This is a genomic window from Saccharospirillum mangrovi, from assembly GCF_003367315.1.
GTDB lineage: Bacteria > Pseudomonadota > Gammaproteobacteria > Pseudomonadales > Natronospirillaceae > Saccharospirillum > Saccharospirillum mangrovi.
Map to the genome: position 1 here is coordinate 997,185 of NZ_CP031415.1, position 21,926 is coordinate 1,019,110.

Sequence of the window (21,926 nt, forward strand, 5' to 3'; positions counted from 1 at the left end):
CCGTATTGAATATCACGAAGATAGGAGCAGGAAGATGTCCAACTACGATACCGACATGAACGGTGGCGACATGTTCACGCTGGTCGATGAACAGCCACAATCCGCGGTCATCAAAGTATTCGGTTGCGGCGGCGGCGGCGGTAACGCTGTGCGTCATATGCTGGAATCGAAAATCGATGGCGTTGAATTCATTTGCGCCAACACCGACGCCCAGGCGTTGCGTGGCGTCGGTGCGACGACTCAGTTACAGCTGGGCAACGCCATCACCCGAGGTTTGGGTGCCGGTGCCAACCCGGAAGTGGGTCGTCAGGCGGCGCTGGAAGATCGTGAGCGCATTGCTGAAGTGCTTAAAGGTGCCGACATGGTGTTCATCACCGCCGGCATGGGCGGCGGTACCGGTACCGGTGCGGCTCCTGTGGTTGCAGAAGTTGCGCGCGATCTCGGTATTCTTGCGGTGGCGGTGGTAACCAAGCCGTTCCCGTTTGAAGGCCGTCGCCGGATGAAAGTGGCGATGGAAGGTCTGGATATGTTGCGTGAAAACGTCGACTCCCTGATCACCATCCCCAACGAAAAGTTACTGACGGTACTGGGCAAGAACGTCACCTTGCTGGAAGCTTTCTCCGAAGCCAACAACGTCTTGCAAAACGCGGTACAGGGCGTAGCCGATCTGATCGTTCGTCCCGGCACCATCAACCTCGACTTTGCCGACGTTCGTACCGTGATGTCTGAAATGGGCATGGCGATGATGGGTTCCGGCATTGCATCAGGCGAAAACCGCGCGGCGCGTGCTGCCGAAATGGCGATCCGCAGTCCGTTGCTGGAAGACGTCGATCTGGTTGGTGCTCGCGGCATTCTGGTGAACATCTCAGCCGGTGTGGATTTGGGCCTGGATGAGTTCACCGAAGTGGGTAACACCATTGAGGAATTTGCCTCCGAAGAAGCCACCGTGGTGATTGGCACAGTTATTGATCCTGAGCTGAAAGATGAAGTCCGTGTGACCGTGGTTGCAACGGGGATTGGCCAGGGTGAGGCTCGTGCTGTGAAGCCCAAGGTTGCGGTCGATAACACGCGCAAATCGGATGGCAGTGTGGATTACAAAAAGCTGGAGCGCCCCACGGCAGTGCGAAACGCCCAGCCGGCCGCACCAGAAGAGGACGCCAAGCCCGTTCGCAGTGCAAAGGATTTGGACTATTTGGACATCCCGGCGTTTTTGCGACGTCAGGCGGACTGAGAACTGGTTAATAGTTGTGCAGCGCACCATTTGTGCACAGCTGGGGTTCTGCTAGAATGCCCGCTCTTGGAACAGGTTAGACGGTATTCTGCCGCCCCCAGGCTAAGGAACCACTTACTTTATAGGGTCAATTCACCCCATGGTTAAGCAACGCACTCTGAAAAACACCATCCGCGCCACCGGCGTGGGCCTGCATACAGGTAAAAAGGTGTACCTGACGCTGAAACCGGCGCCAGTGGACACGGGTATCGTATTCTGCCGCACCGATCTGGATCCGGTGGTGGAAATTCCTGCTCACGCCCTGAATGTGGGCGATACCACTTTGTCCACCACGCTTGTGCAGGGTGACGTGAGCATCGACACCGTTGAACACCTGTTGTCCGCCTGTGCGGGCCTGGGTGTGGATAATGCCTATATAGAAGTCAGTGCTGCCGAAGTGCCGATCATGGATGGCAGTGCCGGCCCGTTCGTGTTCCTGCTGCAATCGGCGGGTATCGAAGAACAACCGAAAGCCAAACGCTTTATTCGTATTAAAAAGCCGGTCTCTATTGTCGATGGTGACAAAGAAGCCCGCTTTGAACCTTACGAGGGTTTCTCGGTCCGTTTCACAATCGATTTCGACCATCCGGTTTTTCGTGATCGCGTACAAACGGCTGAGTTGGATTTTTCCACGACTGCCTTTGTCAAAGAAATCAGCCGCGCCCGTACTTTTGGTTTTATGCGCGATTTCGAATATCTGCGCGCCAATAATCTCGCCCTGGGTGCCAGCGTTAATAACGCCATTGCGGTTGACGACTACAAAATCCTGAATGAAGATGGGCTGCGGTACGAAGATGAATTCGTCAAACACAAGGTGTTGGACGCGATTGGCGATCTGTATCTGTTGGGCCACAGCCTGATTGGTCGCTTCACAGGTGTGAAATCCGGACATGGGTTGAATAACCTCCTGTTACGCGAACTGCTGAAGCAAGAAGACGCTTGGGAGTTTGTTACTTTTGAGGAGGGCGAGGCCGAATCCGTGCCCATCGCTTACGCGCCCGTTCTGGCAACAAGCTAGGTAGTACTGTGGTATGAACATCATAGTGGTTAGCCGACGGCACGGTCGGTCTCGAACGATTACATTTTCGGCTTTGGTGACGATGCTGACACTCGGCGTTGTCAGCTTGGTCACCTTGGCGGTGCTGTCCATTCAATGGATACGCGCCAGTGAGCCGTCCATCATTGATATCCAGGCTGTTAAACAGTGGCAGCAGCGTTTGGTCAGTCAGGAAAGCGAACTGGACCGAACGCGGGCTCACACTGAAGAACAGATTCGAGCACTCACCGTTAAATTGGCGGAATTGCAGTCTCGTTTGACTCGACTGGATGCGCTCGGTGAACGTCTGGTCGATGTTGCTGAGCTGGATGACGGCGAATTTGATTTCACCATTCCGCCTGGCGTCGGTGGCCCTGAAACCGAAGCGGGCAGTTATACCCCTCCTGATATCGTTGGCGCTCTGGATAGCCTCTCTTCAATGATCGACGACCGTGAGCAACAACTCTCGGTACTGAATTCGTTGTTGGGTGATCGTAAAATTCAGTCCGCTACCTTTGTTGCTGGTCGTCCGATTGAGCGCGGCTGGATGAGTTCCCGTTATGGTTACCGGAACGATCCCTTTACCGGCGAAGTGGCTTGGCACGACGGTGTCGACTTTGCAGGTAAAGATGGTTCCAACATCATCGCTGTGGCTGCTGGTGTCGTGACCTGGGCCAGTGAACGATACGGCTACGGCAACCTGGTTGAGATTAACCACGGTAATGGTTATGTCACACGCTATGGCCACGCCAAGGAAATTCTGGTCAATGTGGGTGATGTCGTTAAGAAAAATGACGTTATTGCATTGATGGGTAGCACCGGTCGTTCTACCGGTCCTCACACCCACTTCGAGGTTCACCACCGCGGCCGTTCAGTCGATCCGGCTGAATACATCAACCGCGTCGCACGCTTCTAAACGTTTTCGGCCGAGCACCCTCGTACTCGGCCGAAAACGCTTCCACTTCCAGCGAACATCGGATCCCTTTGATTCTTCGCCAATTTCAAAGACAAACGCACTTGCAGTCAGTATAGTGGGCCACCACTTAAGTCTTTGAATCCAATCCAAAAACGACGCTTTCCTATGTTCACCACTCTGATCCGAAAGGTGGTCGGTACCAAGAACGACCGCGAAGTTAAGCGGTTGAGCCGCTTAGTTCAACGTATTAATGCCCTTGAGCCAGACATGCAGGCTCTTTCCGATGACGCCATTCGCGCTAAAACCGCTGAGTTTCGTCAGCGTCTGGAAACGGGTGAAACACTGGATTCCCTTCTGACTGAAGCCTTTGCGCTGGTTCGCGAAGCCAGCCGTCGAACGCTGGGACTGCGTCATTTTGACGTCCAGTTGATCGGCGGCATGGTGCTGCACGCGGGCAAAATTGCCGAGATGAAAACCGGTGAAGGTAAGACACTGGTCGCCACCTTGGCGGTCTATCTCAATGCGTTACCCGGCAAGGGCGTTCACGTCATCACCGTCAACGATTATTTGGCGCGGCGCGATTCCGAATGGATGCGGCCACTTTATGAAGCGCTGGGTATGAGCGTGGGCGTGGTGGTTTCCCGCCAGGAACCGGCTGAAAAACGCGCTGCCTACGAAGCTGACATCACTTACGGCACCAACAACGAATTCGGCTTTGACTATCTGCGCGACAACATGGCGTTCAGCCTGGCCGACAAATATCAGCGCGGCCAGCCGTACGGCATTGTCGATGAAGTGGACTCCATCCTGATCGATGAAGCCCGGACGCCGTTGATCATTTCCGGTGCCGCGGAAGATTCCAGCGAACGCTATCTGCAGATCAACAAGCTGATCCCGTCTCTCATCCGCGCCTATGAAGCCAACGAAGGCGAAGAGGCGAAAGCGGGTGATTTTCTGGTCGATGAAAAGAACCGCACCATTGAGTTGACTGAGCAGGGCCACGAAAAGATTGAGCAGCTGTTGCAGCAGGCCGGCTTGTTGCCGGAAGGTGAATCGCTCTATGCACCGCATAACTTATTGCTGTTCCATCACGTCACAGCGGGCTTGAAAGCGCATCACCTGTTCCATCGCAATGTCGATTACATCGTCCAGGACGCCCAGGTCATCATCGTGGACGAACACACCGGCCGTACCATGCCGGGTCGACGCTGGAGCGACGGTCTGCACCAGGCGGTTGAAGCCAAAGAAGGCCTGCAGGTTCAGAAAGAAAATCAGACGCTGGCCTCCACGACCTTCCAGAACTATTTCCGCCTGTACGAAAAATTGTCCGGTATGACCGGTACTGCCGACACCGAAGCTTTTGAGTTAAATCAGATCTACGGTCTGGACGTGGTGGTGATTCCGACCAACAAGCCGGTGTCCCGTACCGATAAAAACGATCTCATCTATCTGACCGAGCGGGAAAAATACAACGCCGTTATCGAAGACATCATTGCCGAGCGCGATAAAGGCAGGCCGGTGTTGGTGGGTACCGCGTCGGTCGAAGCGTCCGAACGCATTTCCGAAGCGCTGACGAAAGCCAAGATCGAACACAACGTACTCAACGCCAAGCAACACGACCGTGAAGCGGATGTGATCGCTCAGGCCGGTCGCCCCGGCGCGGTGACCATCGCCACCAACATGGCCGGTCGAGGCACCGACATCGTGCTGGGTGGTAACTGGAAAAACGAAGCCGAAAAACTCGACAACCCGAGCCAGGCCGATCTCGATAAGCTTCAGGCCCAATGGCAGGAATTGAACCGCCAGGTGTTGGACGCGGGCGGTTTACACATCATTGGTACCGAACGCCACGAAAGCCGACGCATCGACAACCAGTTGCGTGGTCGCGCCGGTCGTCAAGGCGATCAGGGTTCGTCGCGTTTCTTCCTGTCGATGGAAGACAACCTGATGCGCATTTTTATGCCGCCGCGCATGAAAGGCATGATGCAGTCGCTGGGCATGAAAGAAGGTGAAGCCATCGAAGCCCGGATGGTGACCAACGCCATTGAGAAGGCACAGCGCAAAGTCGAGAACCGCAACTTCGATATTCGTAAACAGTTGTTGGAATACGACGACGTTGCCAACGATCAACGTCAGGTGGTGTACCAGCAGCGCGATGAGCTGATGGCGTCTGAATCCATCGAAGATGTGATCGACAACATCCGTACCGATATCGTCGATTCAGAAATCAGTTACTACATCCCGCCGCAAAGTTTGCCGGAACAATGGGACGTTGCCGAACTGGAAAAAGCGCTGCAGCGTGAATTCGCCGTCGAGCTGCCGGTGCAACAGTGGCTGGATGATGACGACCATTTGAGCGAAGAAGGCGTCCGCGAACGAATTCAGCAAGCGGTGCACGAACGTTACAAAGAAAAAGAAGCCGTGGCGGGCGCTCAGGCGCTGCGTCAATTTGAAAAGCAAGTCATGTTGCAGGTGCTCGATCAACATTGGAAAGAGCATTTGTACAACATGGACCACTTGCGTCAGGGCATTCACTTGCGCGGTTACGCGCAGCGCAATCCCAAGCAGGAATACAAACGCGAATCCTTTGAGCTGTTCCAGTCCATGCTGGAGCAGGTCAAGGCCGATACCATTCGCATTTTGTCGAACGTTCGGGTGCGGACACCGGAAGAAGCCGCTGATGAAGAGCGTAAGCGTCGTGAGGCCGCTCTGGCCCGGATGCGCTTCCAGCACGCCCAAGCCTCGGCCATGGCTGACGCCAATGCCGGGCCAGCTGATCAACCGGCTGGCGTTGCAACCGCGCAACCGCAAACACGCCAGGGCCAGAAAGTCGGGCGTAACGAACTGTGCCCGTGCGGTTCCGGCAAGAAATACAAGCACTGTCACGGCAAGTTGAACTGAGGAAAGGCCATGGCCGTTGGTGAAGGTTTAACGGGAGTGTTGTTGCCCATCGCCGGTGTTGACATCGGCGTGGCGCAAGCGGGCATCAAGCGCGTTGGACGAACCGATCTGGTGGTGTTCCGCCTGGCCGACGGTGCAAGAACCGCGGGTGTGTTCACGACCAACGCGTTTTGTGCAGCACCGGTTCAAGTGGCTAAGGCGCACTTGCAGTCTCAGCCGCCCCAACTCTGGTTGATCAACACCGGCAATGCCAACGCCGGTACCGGCGCCCGTGGCTTGAAAGACGCCAACGACAGCTGTCAGGAACTGGGCCGCTTAACCGATTTGCCGAGTGAGTCGGTATTACCGTTTTCCACCGGAGTCATCGGTGAGTATCTGCCGATGGATCGTTTGTTGGCCGGCTTGCCCAACGCCCTGGATGATCTGAAAGCAGACAATTGGCAAGCCGCCGCACGCGGCATCATGACAACCGATACCCGCCCCAAAGGCCTGTCGTGTGAAATCGAACTTGATGGCGAGCGCATTCGCATCACCGGCATCGCCAAGGGTTCGGGTATGATTAAACCGAACATGGCTACCATGCTGTCGTTCGTCGCCACCGATGCTAAAGTCGCGCCTGCCTTATTGGATTCATTGTTACGCGACGCAGTGAACGCCAGTTTCAATCGCATCACCGTCGACAGCGACACCTCCACCAACGACGCCTGCATGTTGGTCGCCACCGGCCAGGCAGCGGTCAGTGAGATCGATTCACCACAGCACCCAAGCTACGACGCTTTCCGCGATGCCTTGATCGACGTTATGCGCGGCCTGGCTCACGAAATCGTGCGCGACGGCGAAGGCGCCACCAAATTTATCGAGATAGCCGTTGAGCAGGCAGCGTCGACCGACGAAGCGTTGGCCGTGGCTTACACCATTGCACACAGCCCGCTGGTAAAAACGGCACTGACGGCGTCAGACGCCAACTGGGGGCGCATTCTGGCGGCGGTTGGTCGCAGTGGCCTGGCCGACCTGGATGTCGACAAAGTGGATATCTGGCTGGACGACATTCAAATCGTAGCCCAGGGCGAGCGCGCCGCCGACTACACCGAAGCGGCGGGCAGCGCGGTTATGCGTCAGGAAGAATTGACCATTCGGGTGGTGTTGAATCGCGGTCCGGTAGCCGATCGAGTCTGGACCACGGATCTGTCCTACGAATACATCCGCATCAACGCGGAATATCGCACCTGATATGGCGGTCAAGACCGTACAGGTTGCCGTTGGCATGGTGTTGGATGGCGATGCCGTATTGATCGCCAAGCGCGCCGACCACCAACATCAGGGCGGCCTGTGGGAATTTCCGGGCGGAAAAGTCGAAACTGGAGAAACGGTACCGCAGGCACTGGCGCGGGAATTGGCCGAAGAAGTCGGCCTGACGGTCGATCCGAACACGATGATTGCGCTGACTTGTCTGGATTTTGACTACGGCGACAAGCGCGTTTTGTTGGACACCTGGATTTGCCCCGAATTCACCGGTCAGGCGCAAGGTCTGGAAGGTCAGCCGGTGCGCTGGGTGGCGGTCAATGAGCTGGATCAGTACGACTTCCCCGAAGCCAATCGCAGCTTAATTGCTCAGTTGCAGTCTTACCTCGCCACCTCAGTCTGACACCGCTCAGTGCGGGCGTTCGTCGCTCGGCGGCAAATCATCACTCAGTAATTCTTCCGCCGCTGGCTTACCTGCAATGCGATGGCTTTCACTCGCCCATTCCCCTAAATCGATCAAACGACAGCGTTCGCTGCAAAACGGGCGGTGCGGGTTGGCCGGATCGTATTTCAGAGTTTTGCGACAGGTAGGACAAGGCACTTCAACGGTCATGACGTTGGCCCGGGTGGTGATTGGGTGGGCAGTTTTGCCATAAAGCTGTGGTGCAATGCAACCACAGCGGCTTCCAATTCGGCCAGGGTGCCGCTGTTGTCGATGATGTGATCGGCGCGGGCGCGTTTGTCAGCGCGGCTCATTTGTCGATCGATGATGGCTCGGGCCTGTGCCTCGCTGCCACCGTCACGCTCAATTACACGGCGAATCTGAATGTCTTCGGAAACATCAATCAGCACGCTCTCATCGCAGCCCTGGTCCAGATCGTTCTCGAACAACAGCGGCGCCACCAACAGAGCGTAGGGTGATTGAAACGCCGCTAACTGCTGTTGCATGCGTTGGCGGATGGCCGGGTGCAATAACGCTTCCAGCCAAAGTCGTTGCTCGTCGTCCTGGAAAATGCGATCCCGCAGGGCAGCCCGATTCAAGTGACCGTCGGTCGTCAGGATGCCAGCGCCGAAATGGTCAAGGATGGCCGCCAGCGCTGGTTCGCCGGGTTCGACCACTTCGCGTGCCACCCGATCCGCATCGACGCAGCCAATGCCGAGGCGTTCGAAAATCAACGCCGCTGACGATTTGCCAGAACCGATACCGCCGGTAAGTCCAATGATCATGCCAGTCCCCTCAGATACCAGTGCATCAACGCGTCACCCCAAAACACATACACCAGCGCCGCGCCGCACAAATAAGGACCAAACGGAATCGGCAATTGACGCTGGCGACCCATCACCGCGATGGCCGCCAAACCCAGCACCGCGCCGACGATGGCTGCAAGAAAAATGATCAGTGGCAGGCTGGCCCAACCAAACCAGGCGCCGAAGGCGGCAAAGAGTTTGAAGTCGCCGAAGCCCATGCCGTCTTTGCCGGTCAATAACTTGAACACCCAGTACAGCGACCAAAGCGACGAATAGCCCAAGGCAGCACCGAGCACGGCATCAGGCAGTGGCGTGAACAAGCCATTGAGATTCAGCAGCAATCCGACCCATAACAGCGGCAGCGTAAGCACATCGGGCAACAATTGATGGTCGATATCGATGGCGGTCAGCGTCAGCAAAGTCCAGAAAAACCCCATCAGCGCCAACGTCTGCAGGCTGGCACCGAAGCGCCAGGCCACGGCCAGCGCCAATATCGCGGCCGCTAGTTCTAACAATGGATAGCGCAGTGAAATGGGAGCCTGGCAATGTGAGCATCGACCGCGCAATACGATATAGCTGAGCAGCGGAATGTTTTCCCAGGCGCGAATGCGATGTTGGCAATGTGGGCAATGCGAATCGGGACGCATCAGATTGAATGGTTCGGAAGGCGGTAATTCCCGGCCTTCGTGCTGGGCTACATCGCGCGCCCATTGGCGTTGCATCATGATGGGTAAGCGATGAATTACGACGTTCAGAAAGCTGCCGAAAATCAGTCCGGCGAGGCCGGCAAACACCAGCAAAGTCGCCGGGCTGGCGCGCAAAATATCCAAGAGATTCATTAACCGATGACCGCTCCCAGGCGGAAGATGGGCAGATACATGGATACTACCAAACCGCCGACCAGGAGTCCCAAGACAGTCATGATCATCGGCTCCAGTAAACGGGTCAGCGAATTCACCTGCTGGTCGACCGCGCTTTCGTAGATGTCAGCGGCCTTGTTTAGCATAGATTCCAAGGTGCCGGACTGTTCACCGATGGCAACCAACTGCGTCAGCAACGCAGGAAAGCACGCATGTTGCCGCATGGCGTTAGCCAATTCCGTGCCGTTAGCAACCGTTTTGCCAACCTCAGTTATCGCTTTTTGGTAAACCCAATTACCGGCCGCGCCGGCTGCGGATTGCAAAGCATTGAACAACGGAACTCCGGCCGCAAAGGTGGTCGATAACGTTCGGGCATAACGGGCCAGGGCCGCCTGGTGCAAAACCGGCCCGAGCAGCGGTAGTTTCAATTGCAGCCTTTGCCATGCGCGTTGCCAGTTCAGCGAACGGCGCAGTTGGAACCGCAACAAAACCGAAACCATCACCAGTCCGCCGAACAGCATCGGGCCTTTGGCCTGTAGCTGTTGCGACAGTTGAATCACCAGGGCTGTGGCGGTTGGCAAGGAGGCACCAAAGCTGGCGAACATCTCGGCAAAGGTCGGTACCACCTTGAGCAACAAGATGGCGGTCACGATGCCAGCAACCGCTAATACCAGTATCGGGTAAGTCAAAGCGCCACGAATTTGCTGGCGAATTCGTTCGGATTTTTCCAAATGCACCGCGACCCGTTCGAGCATCACATCCAAACTGCCCGACCGTTCTCCGGCGTCAATAAGCGCGACATAGAGTGCGCTGAACTGGTCGGGGTGTTGGCGTAAGGCATCAGTAAAAGTGCTGCCGCTGGCGACCGCCTGGCTCAGTTGATTAACGAGTTGAGACAGCCGCGGTTGCGCCAACCCCTGCCGAATAATGTCGAACGCCTGCATAAGCGGAACGCCGGCTTTGAGTAACGTCGCAAGCTGACGGGTGAACGCAGCAATGTCGGCTGGCCTGACGCTGCGTTGGCCGAAACCGAACCAGGATGTTTGCCGGTACAAGCGGATGACGCGCACCATCCCCTGGCGTTGCAACATCAGCCTGGCCAGAGTGGGCGACGAGCTGGAAATGCGGCCTTGATGTCGGAGTCCGGTGTGATCGATGGCAACAAAGTTGAACCAAATTTCCGGCGAAGGTGATTTGTTCATGGTGCCCCCTTTCAGTCATCCACGGTGATGCGGTGTACTTCTTCCAGGCTGGTCAAACCGGCCAGAACCTTGCGCAAGCCCGCTTGTCGCAGGCCGTCGTATCCAGCGTCGGCCAAAGCGTTTTCTAAAGCCTGAACGCTCGCGCCGGTTAACATCGATTGCGCCATTTCCGCCGTCAGTTCGACCACTTCAAACAAACCCAACCGACCCTTGTAGCCCTGATGGCAGTGTTCACAACCGACGGCCTTAAATAATGTCGTTTGACCAAACTGTGCGGGGTCCAGCCCCGCCGCCTGCCACTCCTGTTGGCTCAAGGTCGTGGCTGCTTTGCAATGCGCGCACAAACGCCGAACCAGACGCTGGGCCACAATCAATTGAATACTGGCGATCAGGTTAAAGGCCGGTACGCCCATGTTGAGCATGCGAATCAGCGTCGCCGCAGCGCTGTTGGTGTGCAGCGTCGATAACACCAGATGGCCGGTTTGCGCTGCGCGAATCGCCGTGTTGGCGGTGTCCAGATCGCGTATTTCACCGACCATAATGACGTCCGGATCCTGTCGTAAAAATGCGCGCAAAACGGTGGCGAATTCCAATCCGATGCGCGGGTTGATGCTGACCTGATTCACGCCTTCAAGATGAATTTCCACCGGATCTTCGGCGCTGGAAATGTTGATGCCTTCCCGATTCAACAAACTTAACGCCGCGTAGAGCGACACGGTTTTTCCCGAACCGGTCGGGCCGGTTACCAGAATCATGCCCTGCGGTTTTTTCAACGCGCGCAACAGACGTTGCAGAGAGTCTTCCTCCAATCCCAGCGCCTCAATGTTCAATCGTGCGGTTGACGCGTCGAGTACCCGCAACACCACTTTTTCACCAAAGAGGGTCGGCAAGGTGCTGACGCGAAAATCGGTTGTGGTGTTTGCGTCGAGTCGCAGTGTCAGTCGGCCATCCTGGGGCAGGCGCCGCTCGGAGATGTCCAGATTGGCCAGAATTTTCAGACGAGCAGCGAGTTTCGGGCCGACCGACACCGGCGGTTGAGCGATGTCCTTCAAGACGCCATCAATGCGAAATCGAATCCGATAGCGGTGCTCATAGGGTTCGAAATGAAGGTCGGACGCACCTTGGCGAATGGCCGTGGTCAGCATCTGCTGCACAAACCGAATGATCGGTGCATCGTCGGTATCGCTGGTCAGTTCAAGATGCATCGGCGGTCGGTGAATTGCAGACTGCGCTTCGGTGTCTTTCGACTCCAACAGCACATCCGACGCCTTATCGAGCCACTGCTGCAGCGCGCGTTCCAACTGATCGTGATCGACCATCCAGGCTTCAATGGCTAAGCCGGTGTGAAAGCGAACTTCGTCCAGCGCCGACAACTGACTGGGATCGGCCAGGCCCACACAGAGCACCTCGTCGCGCTGCTGCAATGGCAACAACCGCAACCGGTTCAACAGTTGATCAGACACCAACTGCGTTGGTGCGTTGGATAAGTCGAGCGTGTTCAGATCGCAAAAAGGTAAACCAAATTCTCCCGCTGCCAGTTCCGCCAACGGGCGTGGTGGTACCCGTCTTTCGTTCAGCAACAGTGTCATCAGGCTGAGGTTTTGTTGTTGTGCCGTCGCCGTCAGTTGTTGGGCTTCAGAGGCGGTCAGCAGTTGTGCCTGAACCAGGCGTTGGGCCAAGCCAGAAAGTGAAGTGGTCATCGACAGTCCTTTGTTAAAACAGAGTGAACGCCCATCCAATGGGCGAAGCCGTTTATAGCCGATGCGGCGTCCCGACTTCAGTGTTGTGGCCGACCTTATTGTCAGGTTGTGAGCCAGCGCACTTTTTATCGTGGCTTGAACGGTTAACTCAGCGGAACGGCGTTGGCATGATCGGTCGGTGCGATTGAGTAAGCCCAACGAGATCGTGCATGACAGTTTTTTCCAAGGAGAAGGAAGATGCGAAATCAGCAGGGATTTAGTTTGATTGAATTGATGATGGTGGTTGCCATCATCGGCATTTTGGCATCGTTGGTATTGCCAGCGTATCAGGACCACATTGCACGGACGCAGGTCAATCGAGTCTATGCCGAACTGACGGCATTGAAGTCGAATGTTGAAGATCGGTTGATGCGCGGTGTTACCGATTTTGACGAAATAGCAGACTTGGGTGGTCAGGTGTCGTCGCTGGTGGGTGAAGGAAATTATCAGATTGATTTTGCCAGTTCAGCAAACGGTTCCGGTTTTTTACGCGCCACTTTAGGAGGTGACGCCGCTGTCTCGATTGCCGGCACTGTGTTTTCTCTGGAACGAAATTCGGCCGGAATCTGGAACTGTAAAATATACAAAGATGCTCTGGGCGGTTGGCAGGATGACTACACGCCCAGCGGTTGCAGCGCTGAAGATGACGTGGCTTTTTGATGTCTTGAATGGCTGCAAACTTTTACTGAGCTAGCCAAAAAAAAGCCGCGAATCGTTACTGGATTCGCGGCTTTTTTTTATTTGGATTTGAATATCAGGCAGACTCGTCCATCGTCAGTCGTAAACTGAGATCCATCGCCTGAATGTGTTTGGTGATCGCGCCGACGGAAATAAAATCGACACTGGCACCCGCTGCCAGGTCGGCGTTCAATCGATCCAGATCGAAGTCCCCCGAGCTTTCCAGTTTGACGCGACCGGCGGTGCGTTCAACGGCCTGGCGGGTGGCGTCGGTATCGAAATTATCCAGCATCACGATGTCGGCGCCGGCGGCAATGGCTTCGTCCAGTTGCGCCAGAGTTTCCACTTCAATTTCAACGGGAATGTCCGGGTGCAAACGTTTGGCCTGAGCAATGGCCGGTTGAATGCCACCGCAGGCGGCGATGTGATTTTCTTTGATCAAAAACCGGTCGTACAAACCCAACCGATGATTCTGACAACCTCCGGCTAACACTGCGTATTTTTGCGCCAGGCGCAAACCTGGCAGCGTTTTGCGGGTGTCGAGAATGGCGAGCGGCAACGACTCGACGCGGCTGGCGTAATGGTGTGCTGCCGTGGCGGTGGCACTGAGCGTTTGCAGAAAATTCAGTGCGCAACGTTCTGCGGTCAAAATGCTGCGCGCTGCGCCATGAATCTCGACCAACAGTTGATTGGGCGTTACCGCGTCGCCGTCTTCAACGTGCCAGTTTAATTGCAGTCTGGCGTCGATCTGATGAAAGCAGGCGTCAAACCATTCGCGGCCACACAGGACACCGGCCTCTCGGGTGATGACGCGTGCCGAGGCTTGAGTGTCAGCCGGAATCAGTTGGGCGGTTATGTCGCCGGAACCGAGATCTTCTTCCAGCGCAAAACGAACGCTGCGCGCCAGATGGTCGGCTAAAGTGGCGGCGTAAGGCGTGTCGGCAATAAACATTAGGCGTCCTGGTCGTCGGTTGAGGCGGCATTATAGGGAGGCGGCCGAGCGCTTCGCAATCGGTCGGGGCCGATGGTAATCTGAGCGCCATTATCGCAACTTGGAGCTTCGCAACATGACCTTTGTGGCAGCATTGCTTGCCTGGCTGGTGTCGCTCAGCGTTACCGCCCGGCGCTTGCCCGGCATGGATTCTATGCACTCCGTTCTGGCCTTTCTCATTCGCCGTCTTGGCGGCGGAACCTTGGCTTTGTTGTTGATTGTTCTGTTGCCAGCCGTTCTGGTCTGGCTGTTGCTGTGGTGGTTGCAGCTGTGGTGGGTGTCGGCGCTGGTGGGGTTCATCGTGCTGGTGCTGGCGTTTGGCCCCGGCGATCAGTCGGACCGGCTGAAAGCCTATCGCGCCTTGCAGGAAGAGGGCGATGACGAAGCCGCCTATCAGTTGGCGGTCTCCTCGCTGGGGTTGCAGGAAGGCCTGTACGAACGCGGCGCCAGTCAGATGGATCAGGCGGTTAAGCAGGGCATCGCTTATCAGTTGTTTCAGAATTTCTTTGTCAGCCTGTTTTGGTATGTCGCCTTTGGCGCGCCGGGTGTGGTGATGTCGTGTCTGTTGAGCCAGGTGCAACCCATTTTCCGTGGTGAGCTGGGCGGCACGCTGGCGCTGCAATTGAGCCATGCGGTGAACTGGATTCCGGTTCGTCTGCTGACGCTCAGTCTGGCGCTGGTCGGCAATTTTGCGCAGGGGTTTGCCATCTGGGTGCGGCGCTTGCGTGAGTTTGAATACGTCGATCGTGCCTTGCTGGCGTCGGCGGTGCGTTCGTCGTTGCCGGGTGAACCGCACGAACAAAAACCGGAAGATTTGTTGTTGCTGGTCAAGCGCGCGCAGGTGCTTTGGCTGGTGGTGTTGGCGATGTTTACTATTTTCGCCTGACCGATGCGGGCGCCTTCCCGCGACGGCAGGGCGCCCGGCTATTCATTTAATCCTCACTTAATCTTAGTCATTAACAATCGCCGCTATAGAAAGGCAAGGCTTGAATCAATCGCCAAAGCCGCCATTCTATGCGCCAGTCGAATTTCTCCCACCTTTAAATGGACGGACACTCCGCTATGAGCACTCAGCATCATGAATTGATCATCCTCGGTTCCGGCCCGGCTGGTTACACCGCGGCGGTCTATGCGGCACGCGCGAACCTGAAGCCGATTGTCATCACCGGCATGCAGATGGGCGGCCAGCTGACCACGACCACCGAAGTCGAGAACTGGCCCGGTGGTCACGCTGAGTTGCAAGGCCCGGAACTGATGGAAAAGATGAAGGAGCACGCCGAGCGCTTCGATACCGAAATCATCTTTGACCACATTCACACCACGCAGCTGACGCAAAAGCCGTTTCGTCTGGAAGGCGACCAGGGCGTTTACACCTGCGATGCGCTGATCATTGCCACCGGCGCCAGCGCTCGTTATCTGGGTCTGGACAGCGAAACTGCGTTCCAGGGCAAAGGCGTATCGGCGTGTGCAACCTGTGACGGTTTCTTCTACCGGGGTAAGGAAGTGGCGGTTGTTGGTGGTGGTAATACCGCCGTCGAGGAAGCGCTGTATCTGGCTAACATCGCCAGCAAGGTGCATTTGATTCACCGTCGCGACAGTGTTCGTTCCGAGAAGATTCTGGCCGACCGACTGGTGGAAAAAGAACGCGAAGGCAAGGTGGTGTTTCACTGGAACAACACCCTGGATGAAGTGCTGGGCGATGAAATGGGCGTGACCGGCGTTCGGCTGAAAAACACCCTCGACAACAGCACCTCTGAACTGGTGTTGGACGGCGTGTTCATTGCCATCGGCCACACTCCCAACACGGGTATTTTCGAAGGCCAACTGGCGATGGAAGGCGGTTACATCAAGGTCAATTCCGGCTTGGCCGGTAACGCCACTCAGACCAGTGTTCCGGGCGTGTTTGCCGCGGGCGATGTGATGGACCACATTTATCGTCAGGCCATTACCTCAGCCGGTACCGGCTGTATGGCGGCGCTCGATGCCGAGAAATACCTGGACAAGCTGAAGCACGCTTAAGTGATATTCAGACCATAAAAAACGCCGGCAGTTGCCGGCGTTTTTGTTTTTCGGGACGGGAATTATTTGGGCAGGTTGACGTTCACTTCCAGGATCGAATGGTTGCCGTCGTCGTTCAGATCGACCTGCACCTGATCCGGCTCTACCCGCACGTATTTTTCGATCACCGCCAGGATGTCGCGTTGCAACGAGGGTAAGTAACTCGGTGCGTTGCGTTGGCGGCGTTCGTGGCTGACGATCACCTTGAGGCGATCACGGGCGACATCCGCCGACCGGGCCTCTTCCTTGTCGCGAAAGCGGTCGAAGAATGCCATCTCAGCCTCCGAAAACCCGTTTGAAGAAACCCTTGCGCTGGGCTTCGAGGAAACGGTGCGGTTTGTCTTCACCGAGGAAGCGGTCGACGGTGTCCAGATAGGCCTGACCTGCGTCGCTCTTTTCGTCCAACACCACCGGCATGCCTTTGTTCGAGGCGTTCAGTACTGCCTGGCTTTCCGGGATCACACCGAGCAACGACACCGCCAGAATTTCTTCGATGTCCTGAACCGTCAGCATTTCACCGCGGGCGACGCGTTCCGGGTCAAAGCGAGTGATCAGCAAGTGTTCTTTTACCGGCTCAGCGCCGGTTTCGGCACGCAGACTCTTGCTTTGCAGAATGCCGAGAATGCGATCGGAATCGCGCACGGATGAGACTTCCGGGTTGGTCACGACAATGGCTTCATCGGCGTAATACAGCGCCATCAACGCGCCCTGTTCGATGCCGGCGGGCGAGTCGCAGATGATGAATTCGAATTGCTGCGCCAGTTCGTCCAGCACGGCTTTGACGCCCTCGCGGGTCAGCGCGTCTTTGTCGCGCGTTTGCGACGCCGGCAGGATGTACAGCTGGTCGCAGCGTTTGTCTTTGATCAACGCCTGATTGAGGCTGGCTTCGCCTTGAATCACATTGACGAAATCGAACACCACGCGGCGTTCGCAATTCATGATGATGTCGAGGTTGCGCAGGCCGATGTCAAAATCGATGACCACGGTTTTGTGGCCTTTCAACGCCAGGCCCATGCTGATGGCGGCACTGGTTGTGGTCTTGCCCACGCCCCCTTTGCCGGAGGTGATGACGACGATCTTGGCCAAAATAAAGCGTTCCTGTGTTTGTTGAATCCATGATGTTGCGGTGACGATTGCGCGCGAATCATTGCCCGTCGCGGCGAGCCTAGCAAGGATAGCGTCTGGCTTCAGTAGCAATCCACCCGAATCTCATCGTCGAGCCGGTAAATGCGCGCAGCGCCGGTCGCTTCGGGCAGATCATCCCGCACCCGATACAGACCGGCGATGGCGACCAGATCGGCGTCCATCTGCTGGCAGACAATTTCGGCGTTGGTCCAGCCTTGCCCGCCGGCCAGCGCCCGCCCGCGCAACCGACCGAACACGTGAATGTTGCCGTCGGCGATGATTTCCGCACCGGCGCTGACCTGATTCATCACGATCAAATGCGCGTCCCGGGCATAAATCTGTTGGCCGGATCGCACCGGCTGAGTCACCACCTGGGTGCTCAGCGTCGGCGTGTGAGCGCGGGCTTTGGCTGGCTTGTCCTGCTCGTCCTGCCAGGCCAGATGAAACTGATCGCACCAGGGCAGCAAGTCCGCCTTGGGACCGGCCAGCGCAAAGACGATCAGGCCGCGCTGGCGTGCCTGTGCCAGTGCGTTCGTCAGCGCTGGCTCGCTCAGGTGTTCGATCACCGGGCTGAGATCGAGCGCTACCGGCGCGCGTTGAAACAGCGCCGGCGCTTGTTTGACGGTGGCGTCCAGGCGTTGGCTCAGTTCGGTTTCGTCCAGCGAGTCGATGCGCAGCCGTTGAATTGGCAGCATGCGGGCGCGGACGTCGAGCGGTTGCGGTGCGCTCATGCGTGCTGGTCCAGATAATCTTGCAGCGCGATTTCGCGTTGCCGTTGTTGTTGCTTGGCGGTCAGCAACGTCGGTTCGGCAGCGCGGCTGTCGCAGTCGGTCAGCGGGCAGCGTTCGCAGCTTTCGTGGACGTCCATTTCCGGTACGTCGGTGTCTTGCCAGAACGCCGCAATTTCACGGAAGCGATCGTCGATCAGAAAGCCCAATGCCATGGCGGTATTGCTGTTTTGTTCCAGCGACAGCGGCCGTACCACGGCGAAATTGAAGAACGTCTGGTCCTGATGAATGAACCGGCTGCGCTGCGCGGCCACCAGCAATTGCGGCGTTTCGCCACTGCGTTGCCGGTCGCTGACGACTTCGAGCAGTTTCATCGCCACCCAGCGGCGGCAATGGTGTTCGTTGGGGCCAAAGCCGCGCGGTGAGAACACGTTGGTGGTGTTCAGTTCTTTGGCGATGGTGTAGCGCCGACTGTCGGCCGGGTTGTGCAGGCGCATGTAATGCATCTGATGCAGACCAAAGTGATGCGGCATCAGTTGCGACATCCGATACAGAAACATTTCCGGCGTGGCGTCGTAACGCTGCATCAGTGCGACCAGGGCGTCGCCATCAAAACGCGGCTGTGCCAGCCAGGCGCGCAGATCGTCGATCAGTGGCGCTTCGGGAATCAGCAGGGCGCTGGCGAAGTACGAGGCTTTGAAGTTGTTGAACACCTGTTCGAACGACTCGACCTTGATCCAGGACGACGTCATCGACCGCTCGGCCATCGCCAGATAGCGAAAGCCCAATTCCTTGGCGAGCAGAAACTGCCGTTGCTGATTGGATAGCCGGCTGTTAACGACCAGGCGGCGCGGCGATACGCAGATTGAGCGCAGCCCGGTCAATTCCGGTTTCGATTCGAAATCGTCGTATTCGACGGCGCAGCGGTAGTCGTTGGTCAGGCGCTGAGTCAGCCAGTCCAGCGTCAACGTCTGATCGGTCGGCAACTGGTGTTGCTGGCGAAATTGCTGTGCCTGTTCTTCCAGTTCGGCGAAATAATTCAGGTGCATTTTCTGGTACGAGCGCAGCGCGGCGAGCAGGAAATGCTCGACCTGCATGTCGTAACCGCGGCCGATTTCCAGCAGGGTGCGCACAAAGGCGCCGGCTTTGGATGGCGAATCGGTGACCAGATCGAACAGGTCCGACAAGCCGATGCCGAATTGTTGCAGTGGAAAATCCTTGAACAACGGCGAGTTGAGCAGGGCGGTGATGGGGTTCAGTTCTTCGTCGAGCTGCATCGACACCAGATCGTCGTAGCTCTTGCCCAGCCCCTCGGCCAATTGAATGATTTTTTCCGGCTTGGGGTACTTTTTGCCTTTTTCGATTTCGCTGAGGTAGGAAATCGATAAATCGGTGCGTTGTGCCAGTTGCTTCAACGACAAACCCGCCGCCTGGCGGTACTGCTTGACCTTGATGCCCAAAATGAAGCGCAGGCTTTCGCTGTTAATCGTCATGAAAAGTTCGCTGCTGGCGAAATGGTGGCGAGCATTCTAGTGACCTGTCGGTCGGAAGTGAACTGCCGTGCGCGACCCACGACGGTGGCAACATTTCGTAACAGTCGGTCTGGCAGGCTGAACTAGGCTGAAAGAGCGTTCCACCGTCCGCTGTCGTGCAGGAGGGTCGCCATGGCGTATTGGTGTTGCTTGGCTGTGTTGCGCTGGTGGCAGTTCTGGCGTTTGCCGGAAACGCCGCACAGCCTGCGTGTGCAAAGCGCCCGTCACCGGGTCAAGATCGATTGGGTCAAACGCCTCTGGCTGGGCGGTGCGACGCTGGTCTGGTGCATTCCTTCGCCACCCTTTGCCGCCATCACTTTCCTGGTGCTGACCTTTCTGTCCTTTGTACTATTAGATGAAACCGCCTGACGTAACTGAGCGTATAGGTCGGCCATTGTCTGTAATCGATGTTGGGAGGTCGTGATGTCCGACACCTGGGTCCGGTCCGGTGAACGCTGCGCCCTGTTCCCATTGGAAGCGCTGCTGCTGCCCGAAGCCACCTTGCCGCTGCAAATATTCGAGCCGCGCTACCTGATGATGGTGTCGCGCTGCATGCGCGAAGACGATGGTTTCGTGGTGCTGATTGGCGAGCCGGTGCGTGGTCAATCGGTGATAGGTTGCTGGGGCAACATCATCGATTTTGGTCAGCGCGATAACGGCTTGCTCGGCATTACCGTGGCCGGGCGTTGCCGCGTTCGTGTCAGCGATCTGGATAAAGATGCGACCGGGTTGTGGTGGGGAACAGTGGTTCCGTTGGAAGAAACGGCATCGGAAGTCGCCGCTTTGGCGCATTGGCGCGAGCATTTTCAGCCGTTGATGGACGCGTTGCTGGATCATCCGTATCTGGCCGAACAGGTCGGCATCGACATGGAACCGTCGCTCAGCGCGCTGCATCAGTTGATGACCTGGCTGCCGCTGGAGCGTCGTATGAAACAGCGGTTGCTGGATGCGGACGGTTTGGTCGAGCGCTGTCGGCAACTCGACCGGATGCTCGCGGAACTGGCGGGCGTGGACGCTCAGCCCAAGGCGTAATCCAGCCGCGCCTGCGGCAGCATCAGCACCAGATAAGCCGCAAAGGTCAGCCCGATCAGCCACCAGAACGCAGCGGTGCCGGCCAGATGAAACCGTTTGGCGGTCAATTGGGCGTATGCCAGCCGACCCAGGGCCGCGCAGAACAGCGCCAGCGCCAGTCCCGCCAACACATCCGACAGCCAGTGCACGCCCAGCCATACCCGGGAAAACGCCATGCCGAGCATCACGATGCCGGCCGGCAGGTACAGTTGCCAGCGTTTGTCGGCCGGGCGGCTCTCGTTGGCGATGGCGGCTGCCAAGGCGATGTAGAGCGCAAAGGCGGAGGCGTGACCGGATGGAAACGAATCGCCCGGCGGCAAGGTGGCAACCCAGGTCGGGCGGGGCACGCTGAAGAAGGATTTGAGTTCAAAAATGCCCCACTGCGCCAAAGCGATGGTGACCACCAGTTGCGTTGGTAGCCAGTAGAAGCCTTTCAGGAAAAACCAGAACGCGAACATCAGGCCGGTCAGCGCCAGAATTCGTGGATCGCCCAGCAAGGTGTAGGCAACAAACAACGAATCGGCCCAGCCGCTGCGCCAGATGGGCACCTGAGCGTTCAACAACGCATCCCAGACCAAGGGTCGTGCCAGAATCAGCCACAGCAGTGCGCTGCCGGCAGTGACCGCAAGCATGACCGAGGAAAACGGCAACCGTGGCGACAAGCGGTTCAGCCAGGGCCAGCGTTGCAACATCTTCGGGTGCTGTGGGTGCAAATGGTGGTAGAGCACCATAAAGGCCAGCAAGCCAGCCGTGGCGACCAGGACGGTGACGATCAGGCTGCGTTCGGCCAACGAGCGGTGATGCATGAGCTCCACCAATTCACCGGCGATAAACCCAGGCAACATATACGCCGGGGCCCAGGCAATCACCGAGCCAATCGACAAACCGACAAACACCCGTGGCGACATATTCAGCATGCCGGCAATCAACGGCACGACCGGACGCAGCGGACCAACAAAGCGACCGATCAACACACTGAGCCAACCCCAGCGCCGGAAAAACCATTCACCCTCGGCCAACCAGTCGCGGTGGCGTTGCACCCACGCCAAACGGTCCAGTTGATGTTGCAGCCGATAGCCAATAAAGAAACTCGACAGATCACCCAGGCAAGCGCCCAACGCCGCCGCCAACAGAACCCACCACAGCGCAATACCGGTGCTTTGTGCCAAGGCGGCAAGGCTGAACAAAAACACCACGCCCGGCACGATGACGCCCACCAGTGCAAAGGATTCGATAAAAGCAACGACAAAAATGGCGGCCAGAATCAGCCAGGGACTCGCTTGTAACCAAACAGCCATGGGCGTCCTTAAACGTAATGATGGTGCGAAT

At 57.1% G+C, this 21,926-nt stretch carries 22 protein-coding genes; 11 read left to right on the top strand and 11 right to left on the bottom strand.

The features are described 5' to 3' along the window. The first annotated feature begins 70 nt into the window (after positions 1-70). The 6 genes from ftsZ to mutT all read left to right on the top strand — a co-directional run bounded on the left by ftsZ (position 71) and on the right by mutT (position 7,768). Positions 71-1,231 carry a cell division protein FtsZ gene (gene ftsZ / locus DW349_RS04730; RefSeq protein ID WP_108126108.1) on the top strand — a complete coding sequence of 387 codons (1,161 nt, stop codon included), beginning with the start codon at positions 71-73 and terminating at the stop codon, positions 1,229-1,231. A gap of 139 nt (positions 1,232-1,370) precedes the next feature. Beyond that, on the top strand, positions 1,371-2,288 hold the full coding sequence (gene lpxC, locus DW349_RS04735; RefSeq protein ID WP_108126011.1) for a UDP-3-O-acyl-N-acetylglucosamine deacetylase: 918 nt from the start codon (positions 1,371-1,373) through the stop codon (positions 2,286-2,288). An 82-nt stretch (positions 2,289-2,370) separates the two neighbouring features. Next, a complete protein-coding gene (locus DW349_RS04740; RefSeq protein WP_269801844.1) occupies positions 2,371-3,222 on the top strand; it encodes a M23 family metallopeptidase in 852 nt (283 codons plus the stop codon). Between the two features lie 165 nt (positions 3,223-3,387). Continuing rightward, a complete protein-coding gene (gene secA, locus DW349_RS04745; protein WP_108126009.1) occupies positions 3,388-6,123 on the top strand; it encodes a preprotein translocase subunit SecA in 2,736 nt (911 codons plus the stop codon). A gap of 9 nt (positions 6,124-6,132) precedes the next feature. Continuing rightward, a complete protein-coding gene (gene argJ, locus DW349_RS04750; RefSeq protein WP_108126008.1) occupies positions 6,133-7,353 on the top strand; it encodes a bifunctional glutamate N-acetyltransferase/amino-acid acetyltransferase ArgJ in 1,221 nt (406 codons plus the stop codon). A 1-nt stretch (position 7,354) separates the two neighbouring features. Then, positions 7,355-7,768: an 8-oxo-dGTP diphosphatase MutT gene (mutT, locus tag DW349_RS04755; protein ID WP_108126007.1), complete on the top strand. Its 414-nt coding sequence runs from the start codon at positions 7,355-7,357 to the stop codon at positions 7,766-7,768. Between the two features lie 6 nt (positions 7,769-7,774). On the opposite strand, the gene yacG is transcribed toward mutT, so the two are convergent. The 5 genes from yacG to pilB are packed head-to-tail and all read right to left on the bottom strand — an operon-like array spanning position 7,775 to position 12,375. Continuing rightward, entirely contained in the window at positions 7,775-7,978 is a 204-nt protein-coding gene (gene yacG / locus DW349_RS04760) for a DNA gyrase inhibitor YacG (RefSeq protein WP_108126006.1), read from the bottom strand. Further along, positions 7,975-8,592 (bottom strand): dephospho-CoA kinase, encoded by a 618-nt coding sequence (gene coaE / locus DW349_RS04765; protein WP_108126005.1) that lies wholly within the window; start codon positions 8,590-8,592, stop codon positions 7,975-7,977. The genes yacG and coaE overlap by 4 nt, the downstream gene beginning before the upstream one ends. Further along, entirely contained in the window at positions 8,589-9,452 is an 864-nt protein-coding gene (locus tag DW349_RS04770; RefSeq protein WP_108126004.1) for a prepilin peptidase, read from the bottom strand. The genes coaE and DW349_RS04770 overlap by 4 nt, the downstream gene beginning before the upstream one ends. After that, complete coding sequence (locus tag DW349_RS04775; protein WP_108126003.1) at positions 9,452-10,675, bottom strand: type II secretion system F family protein; 1,224 nt, start codon at positions 10,673-10,675, stop codon at positions 9,452-9,454. Before DW349_RS04775 ends, DW349_RS04770 begins: the two co-directional genes overlap by 1 nt. 11 nt (positions 10,676-10,686) lie before the next feature. After that, the gene (gene pilB, locus DW349_RS04780; protein WP_108126002.1) at positions 10,687-12,375 is read right to left on the bottom strand and encodes a type IV-A pilus assembly ATPase PilB; all 1,689 of its coding nucleotides are present in this window, start codon (positions 12,373-12,375) and stop codon (positions 10,687-10,689) included. A 237-nt stretch (positions 12,376-12,612) separates the two neighbouring features. On the opposite strand from pilB, the gene DW349_RS04785 reads away from it, so the two are divergent. Next, positions 12,613-13,074 (top strand): pilin, encoded by a 462-nt coding sequence (locus DW349_RS04785; RefSeq protein WP_108126001.1) that lies wholly within the window; start codon positions 12,613-12,615, stop codon positions 13,072-13,074. A 94-nt stretch (positions 13,075-13,168) separates the two neighbouring features. Here DW349_RS04785 and nadC read toward each other — a convergent pair whose 3' ends face one another. Further along, positions 13,169-14,044 carry a carboxylating nicotinate-nucleotide diphosphorylase gene (gene nadC / locus DW349_RS04790; RefSeq protein ID WP_108126000.1) on the bottom strand — a complete coding sequence of 292 codons (876 nt, stop codon included), beginning with the start codon at positions 14,042-14,044 and terminating at the stop codon, positions 13,169-13,171. 115 nt (positions 14,045-14,159) lie between these two features. On the opposite strand from nadC, the gene ampE reads away from it, so the two are divergent. After that, positions 14,160-14,969: a regulatory signaling modulator protein AmpE gene (ampE, locus tag DW349_RS04795; protein ID WP_108125999.1), complete on the top strand. Its 810-nt coding sequence runs from the start codon at positions 14,160-14,162 to the stop codon at positions 14,967-14,969. A gap of 176 nt (positions 14,970-15,145) precedes the next feature. Next, positions 15,146-16,102, top strand: a complete 957-nt coding sequence (trxB, locus tag DW349_RS04800; protein WP_108125998.1) for a thioredoxin-disulfide reductase — start codon at positions 15,146-15,148, stop codon at positions 16,100-16,102. A gap of 62 nt (positions 16,103-16,164) precedes the next feature. Here the strand turns inward: trxB and minE are convergent, their stop codons facing one another. From minE to DW349_RS04820, 4 genes are all read right to left on the bottom strand, one after another. Continuing rightward, positions 16,165-16,416, bottom strand: coding sequence for a cell division topological specificity factor MinE (minE, locus tag DW349_RS04805; protein WP_108125997.1), 252 nt, complete (start codon positions 16,414-16,416; stop codon positions 16,165-16,167). Between the two features lies 1 nt (position 16,417). Beyond that, the gene (gene minD, locus DW349_RS04810; RefSeq protein WP_108125996.1) at positions 16,418-17,227 is read right to left on the bottom strand and encodes a septum site-determining protein MinD; all 810 of its coding nucleotides are present in this window, start codon (positions 17,225-17,227) and stop codon (positions 16,418-16,420) included. 101 nt (positions 17,228-17,328) lie between these two features. After that, positions 17,329-17,997, bottom strand: coding sequence for a septum site-determining protein MinC (gene minC, locus DW349_RS04815; protein ID WP_108125995.1), 669 nt, complete (start codon positions 17,995-17,997; stop codon positions 17,329-17,331). Continuing rightward, the gene (locus DW349_RS04820) at positions 17,994-19,487 is read right to left on the bottom strand and encodes a helix-turn-helix domain-containing protein (RefSeq protein ID WP_108125994.1); all 1,494 of its coding nucleotides are present in this window, start codon (positions 19,485-19,487) and stop codon (positions 17,994-17,996) included. The genes minC and DW349_RS04820 overlap by 4 nt, the downstream gene beginning before the upstream one ends. Before the next feature lie 171 nt (positions 19,488-19,658). Here DW349_RS04820 and DW349_RS04825 point away from each other — a divergent pair, with 171 nt between their 5' ends. Then, entirely contained in the window at positions 19,659-19,895 is a 237-nt protein-coding gene (locus DW349_RS04825) for a hypothetical protein (protein WP_108125993.1), read from the top strand. Between the two features lie 54 nt (positions 19,896-19,949). Continuing rightward, entirely contained in the window at positions 19,950-20,558 is a 609-nt protein-coding gene (locus tag DW349_RS04830) for an LON peptidase substrate-binding domain-containing protein (RefSeq protein WP_108125992.1), read from the top strand. Here the strand turns inward: DW349_RS04830 and DW349_RS04835 are convergent. Further along, positions 20,543-21,895, bottom strand: a complete 1,353-nt coding sequence (locus DW349_RS04835; protein WP_108125991.1) for a VTT domain-containing protein — start codon at positions 21,893-21,895, stop codon at positions 20,543-20,545. The two genes, DW349_RS04830 and DW349_RS04835, sit on opposite strands and share 16 nt — an antisense overlap. Positions 21,896-21,926: the final 31 nt, after the last annotated feature.

What these genes read in the sequence shown, in the direction of transcription:
- ftsZ (WP_108126108.1), top strand. Translation starts at nt 71, where the DNA reads ATGTTCACGCTGGTCGATGAACAGCCACAATCCGCGGTCATCAAAGTA.
- lpxC (WP_108126011.1), top strand. Translation starts at nt 1,371, where the DNA reads ATGGTTAAGCAACGCACTCTGAAAAACACCATCCGCGCCACCGGCGTG.
- DW349_RS04740 (WP_269801844.1), top strand. Translation starts at nt 2,371, where the DNA reads ATGCTGACACTCGGCGTTGTCAGCTTGGTCACCTTGGCGGTGCTGTCC.
- secA (WP_108126009.1), top strand. Translation starts at nt 3,388, where the DNA reads ATGTTCACCACTCTGATCCGAAAGGTGGTCGGTACCAAGAACGACCGC.
- argJ (WP_108126008.1), top strand. Translation starts at nt 6,133, where the DNA reads ATGGCCGTTGGTGAAGGTTTAACGGGAGTGTTGTTGCCCATCGCCGGT.
- mutT (WP_108126007.1), top strand. Translation starts at nt 7,355, where the DNA reads ATGGCGGTCAAGACCGTACAGGTTGCCGTTGGCATGGTGTTGGATGGC.
- yacG (WP_108126006.1), bottom strand. Translation starts at nt 7,978, where the DNA reads ATGACCGTTGAAGTGCCTTGTCCTACCTGTCGCAAAACTCTGAAATAC.
- coaE (WP_108126005.1), bottom strand. Translation starts at nt 8,592, where the DNA reads ATGATCATTGGACTTACCGGCGGTATCGGTTCTGGCAAATCGTCAGCG.
- DW349_RS04770 (WP_108126004.1), bottom strand. Translation starts at nt 9,452, where the DNA reads ATGAATCTCTTGGATATTTTGCGCGCCAGCCCGGCGACTTTGCTGGTG.
- DW349_RS04775 (WP_108126003.1), bottom strand. Translation starts at nt 10,675, where the DNA reads ATGAACAAATCACCTTCGCCGGAAATTTGGTTCAACTTTGTTGCCATC.
- pilB (WP_108126002.1), bottom strand. Translation starts at nt 12,375, where the DNA reads ATGACCACTTCACTTTCTGGCTTGGCCCAACGCCTGGTTCAGGCACAA.
- DW349_RS04785 (WP_108126001.1), top strand. Translation starts at nt 12,613, where the DNA reads ATGCGAAATCAGCAGGGATTTAGTTTGATTGAATTGATGATGGTGGTT.
- nadC (WP_108126000.1), bottom strand. Translation starts at nt 14,044, where the DNA reads ATGTTTATTGCCGACACGCCTTACGCCGCCACTTTAGCCGACCATCTG.
- ampE (WP_108125999.1), top strand. Translation starts at nt 14,160, where the DNA reads ATGACCTTTGTGGCAGCATTGCTTGCCTGGCTGGTGTCGCTCAGCGTT.
- trxB (WP_108125998.1), top strand. Translation starts at nt 15,146, where the DNA reads ATGAGCACTCAGCATCATGAATTGATCATCCTCGGTTCCGGCCCGGCT.
- minE (WP_108125997.1), bottom strand. Translation starts at nt 16,416, where the DNA reads ATGGCATTCTTCGACCGCTTTCGCGACAAGGAAGAGGCCCGGTCGGCG.
- minC (WP_108125995.1), bottom strand. Translation starts at nt 17,997, where the DNA reads ATGAGCGCACCGCAACCGCTCGACGTCCGCGCCCGCATGCTGCCAATT.
- DW349_RS04820 (WP_108125994.1), bottom strand. Translation starts at nt 19,487, where the DNA reads ATGACGATTAACAGCGAAAGCCTGCGCTTCATTTTGGGCATCAAGGTC.
- DW349_RS04825 (WP_108125993.1), top strand. Translation starts at nt 19,659, where the DNA reads ATGGCGTATTGGTGTTGCTTGGCTGTGTTGCGCTGGTGGCAGTTCTGG.
- DW349_RS04830 (WP_108125992.1), top strand. Translation starts at nt 19,950, where the DNA reads ATGTCCGACACCTGGGTCCGGTCCGGTGAACGCTGCGCCCTGTTCCCA.
- DW349_RS04835 (WP_108125991.1), bottom strand. Translation starts at nt 21,895, where the DNA reads ATGGCTGTTTGGTTACAAGCGAGTCCCTGGCTGATTCTGGCCGCCATT.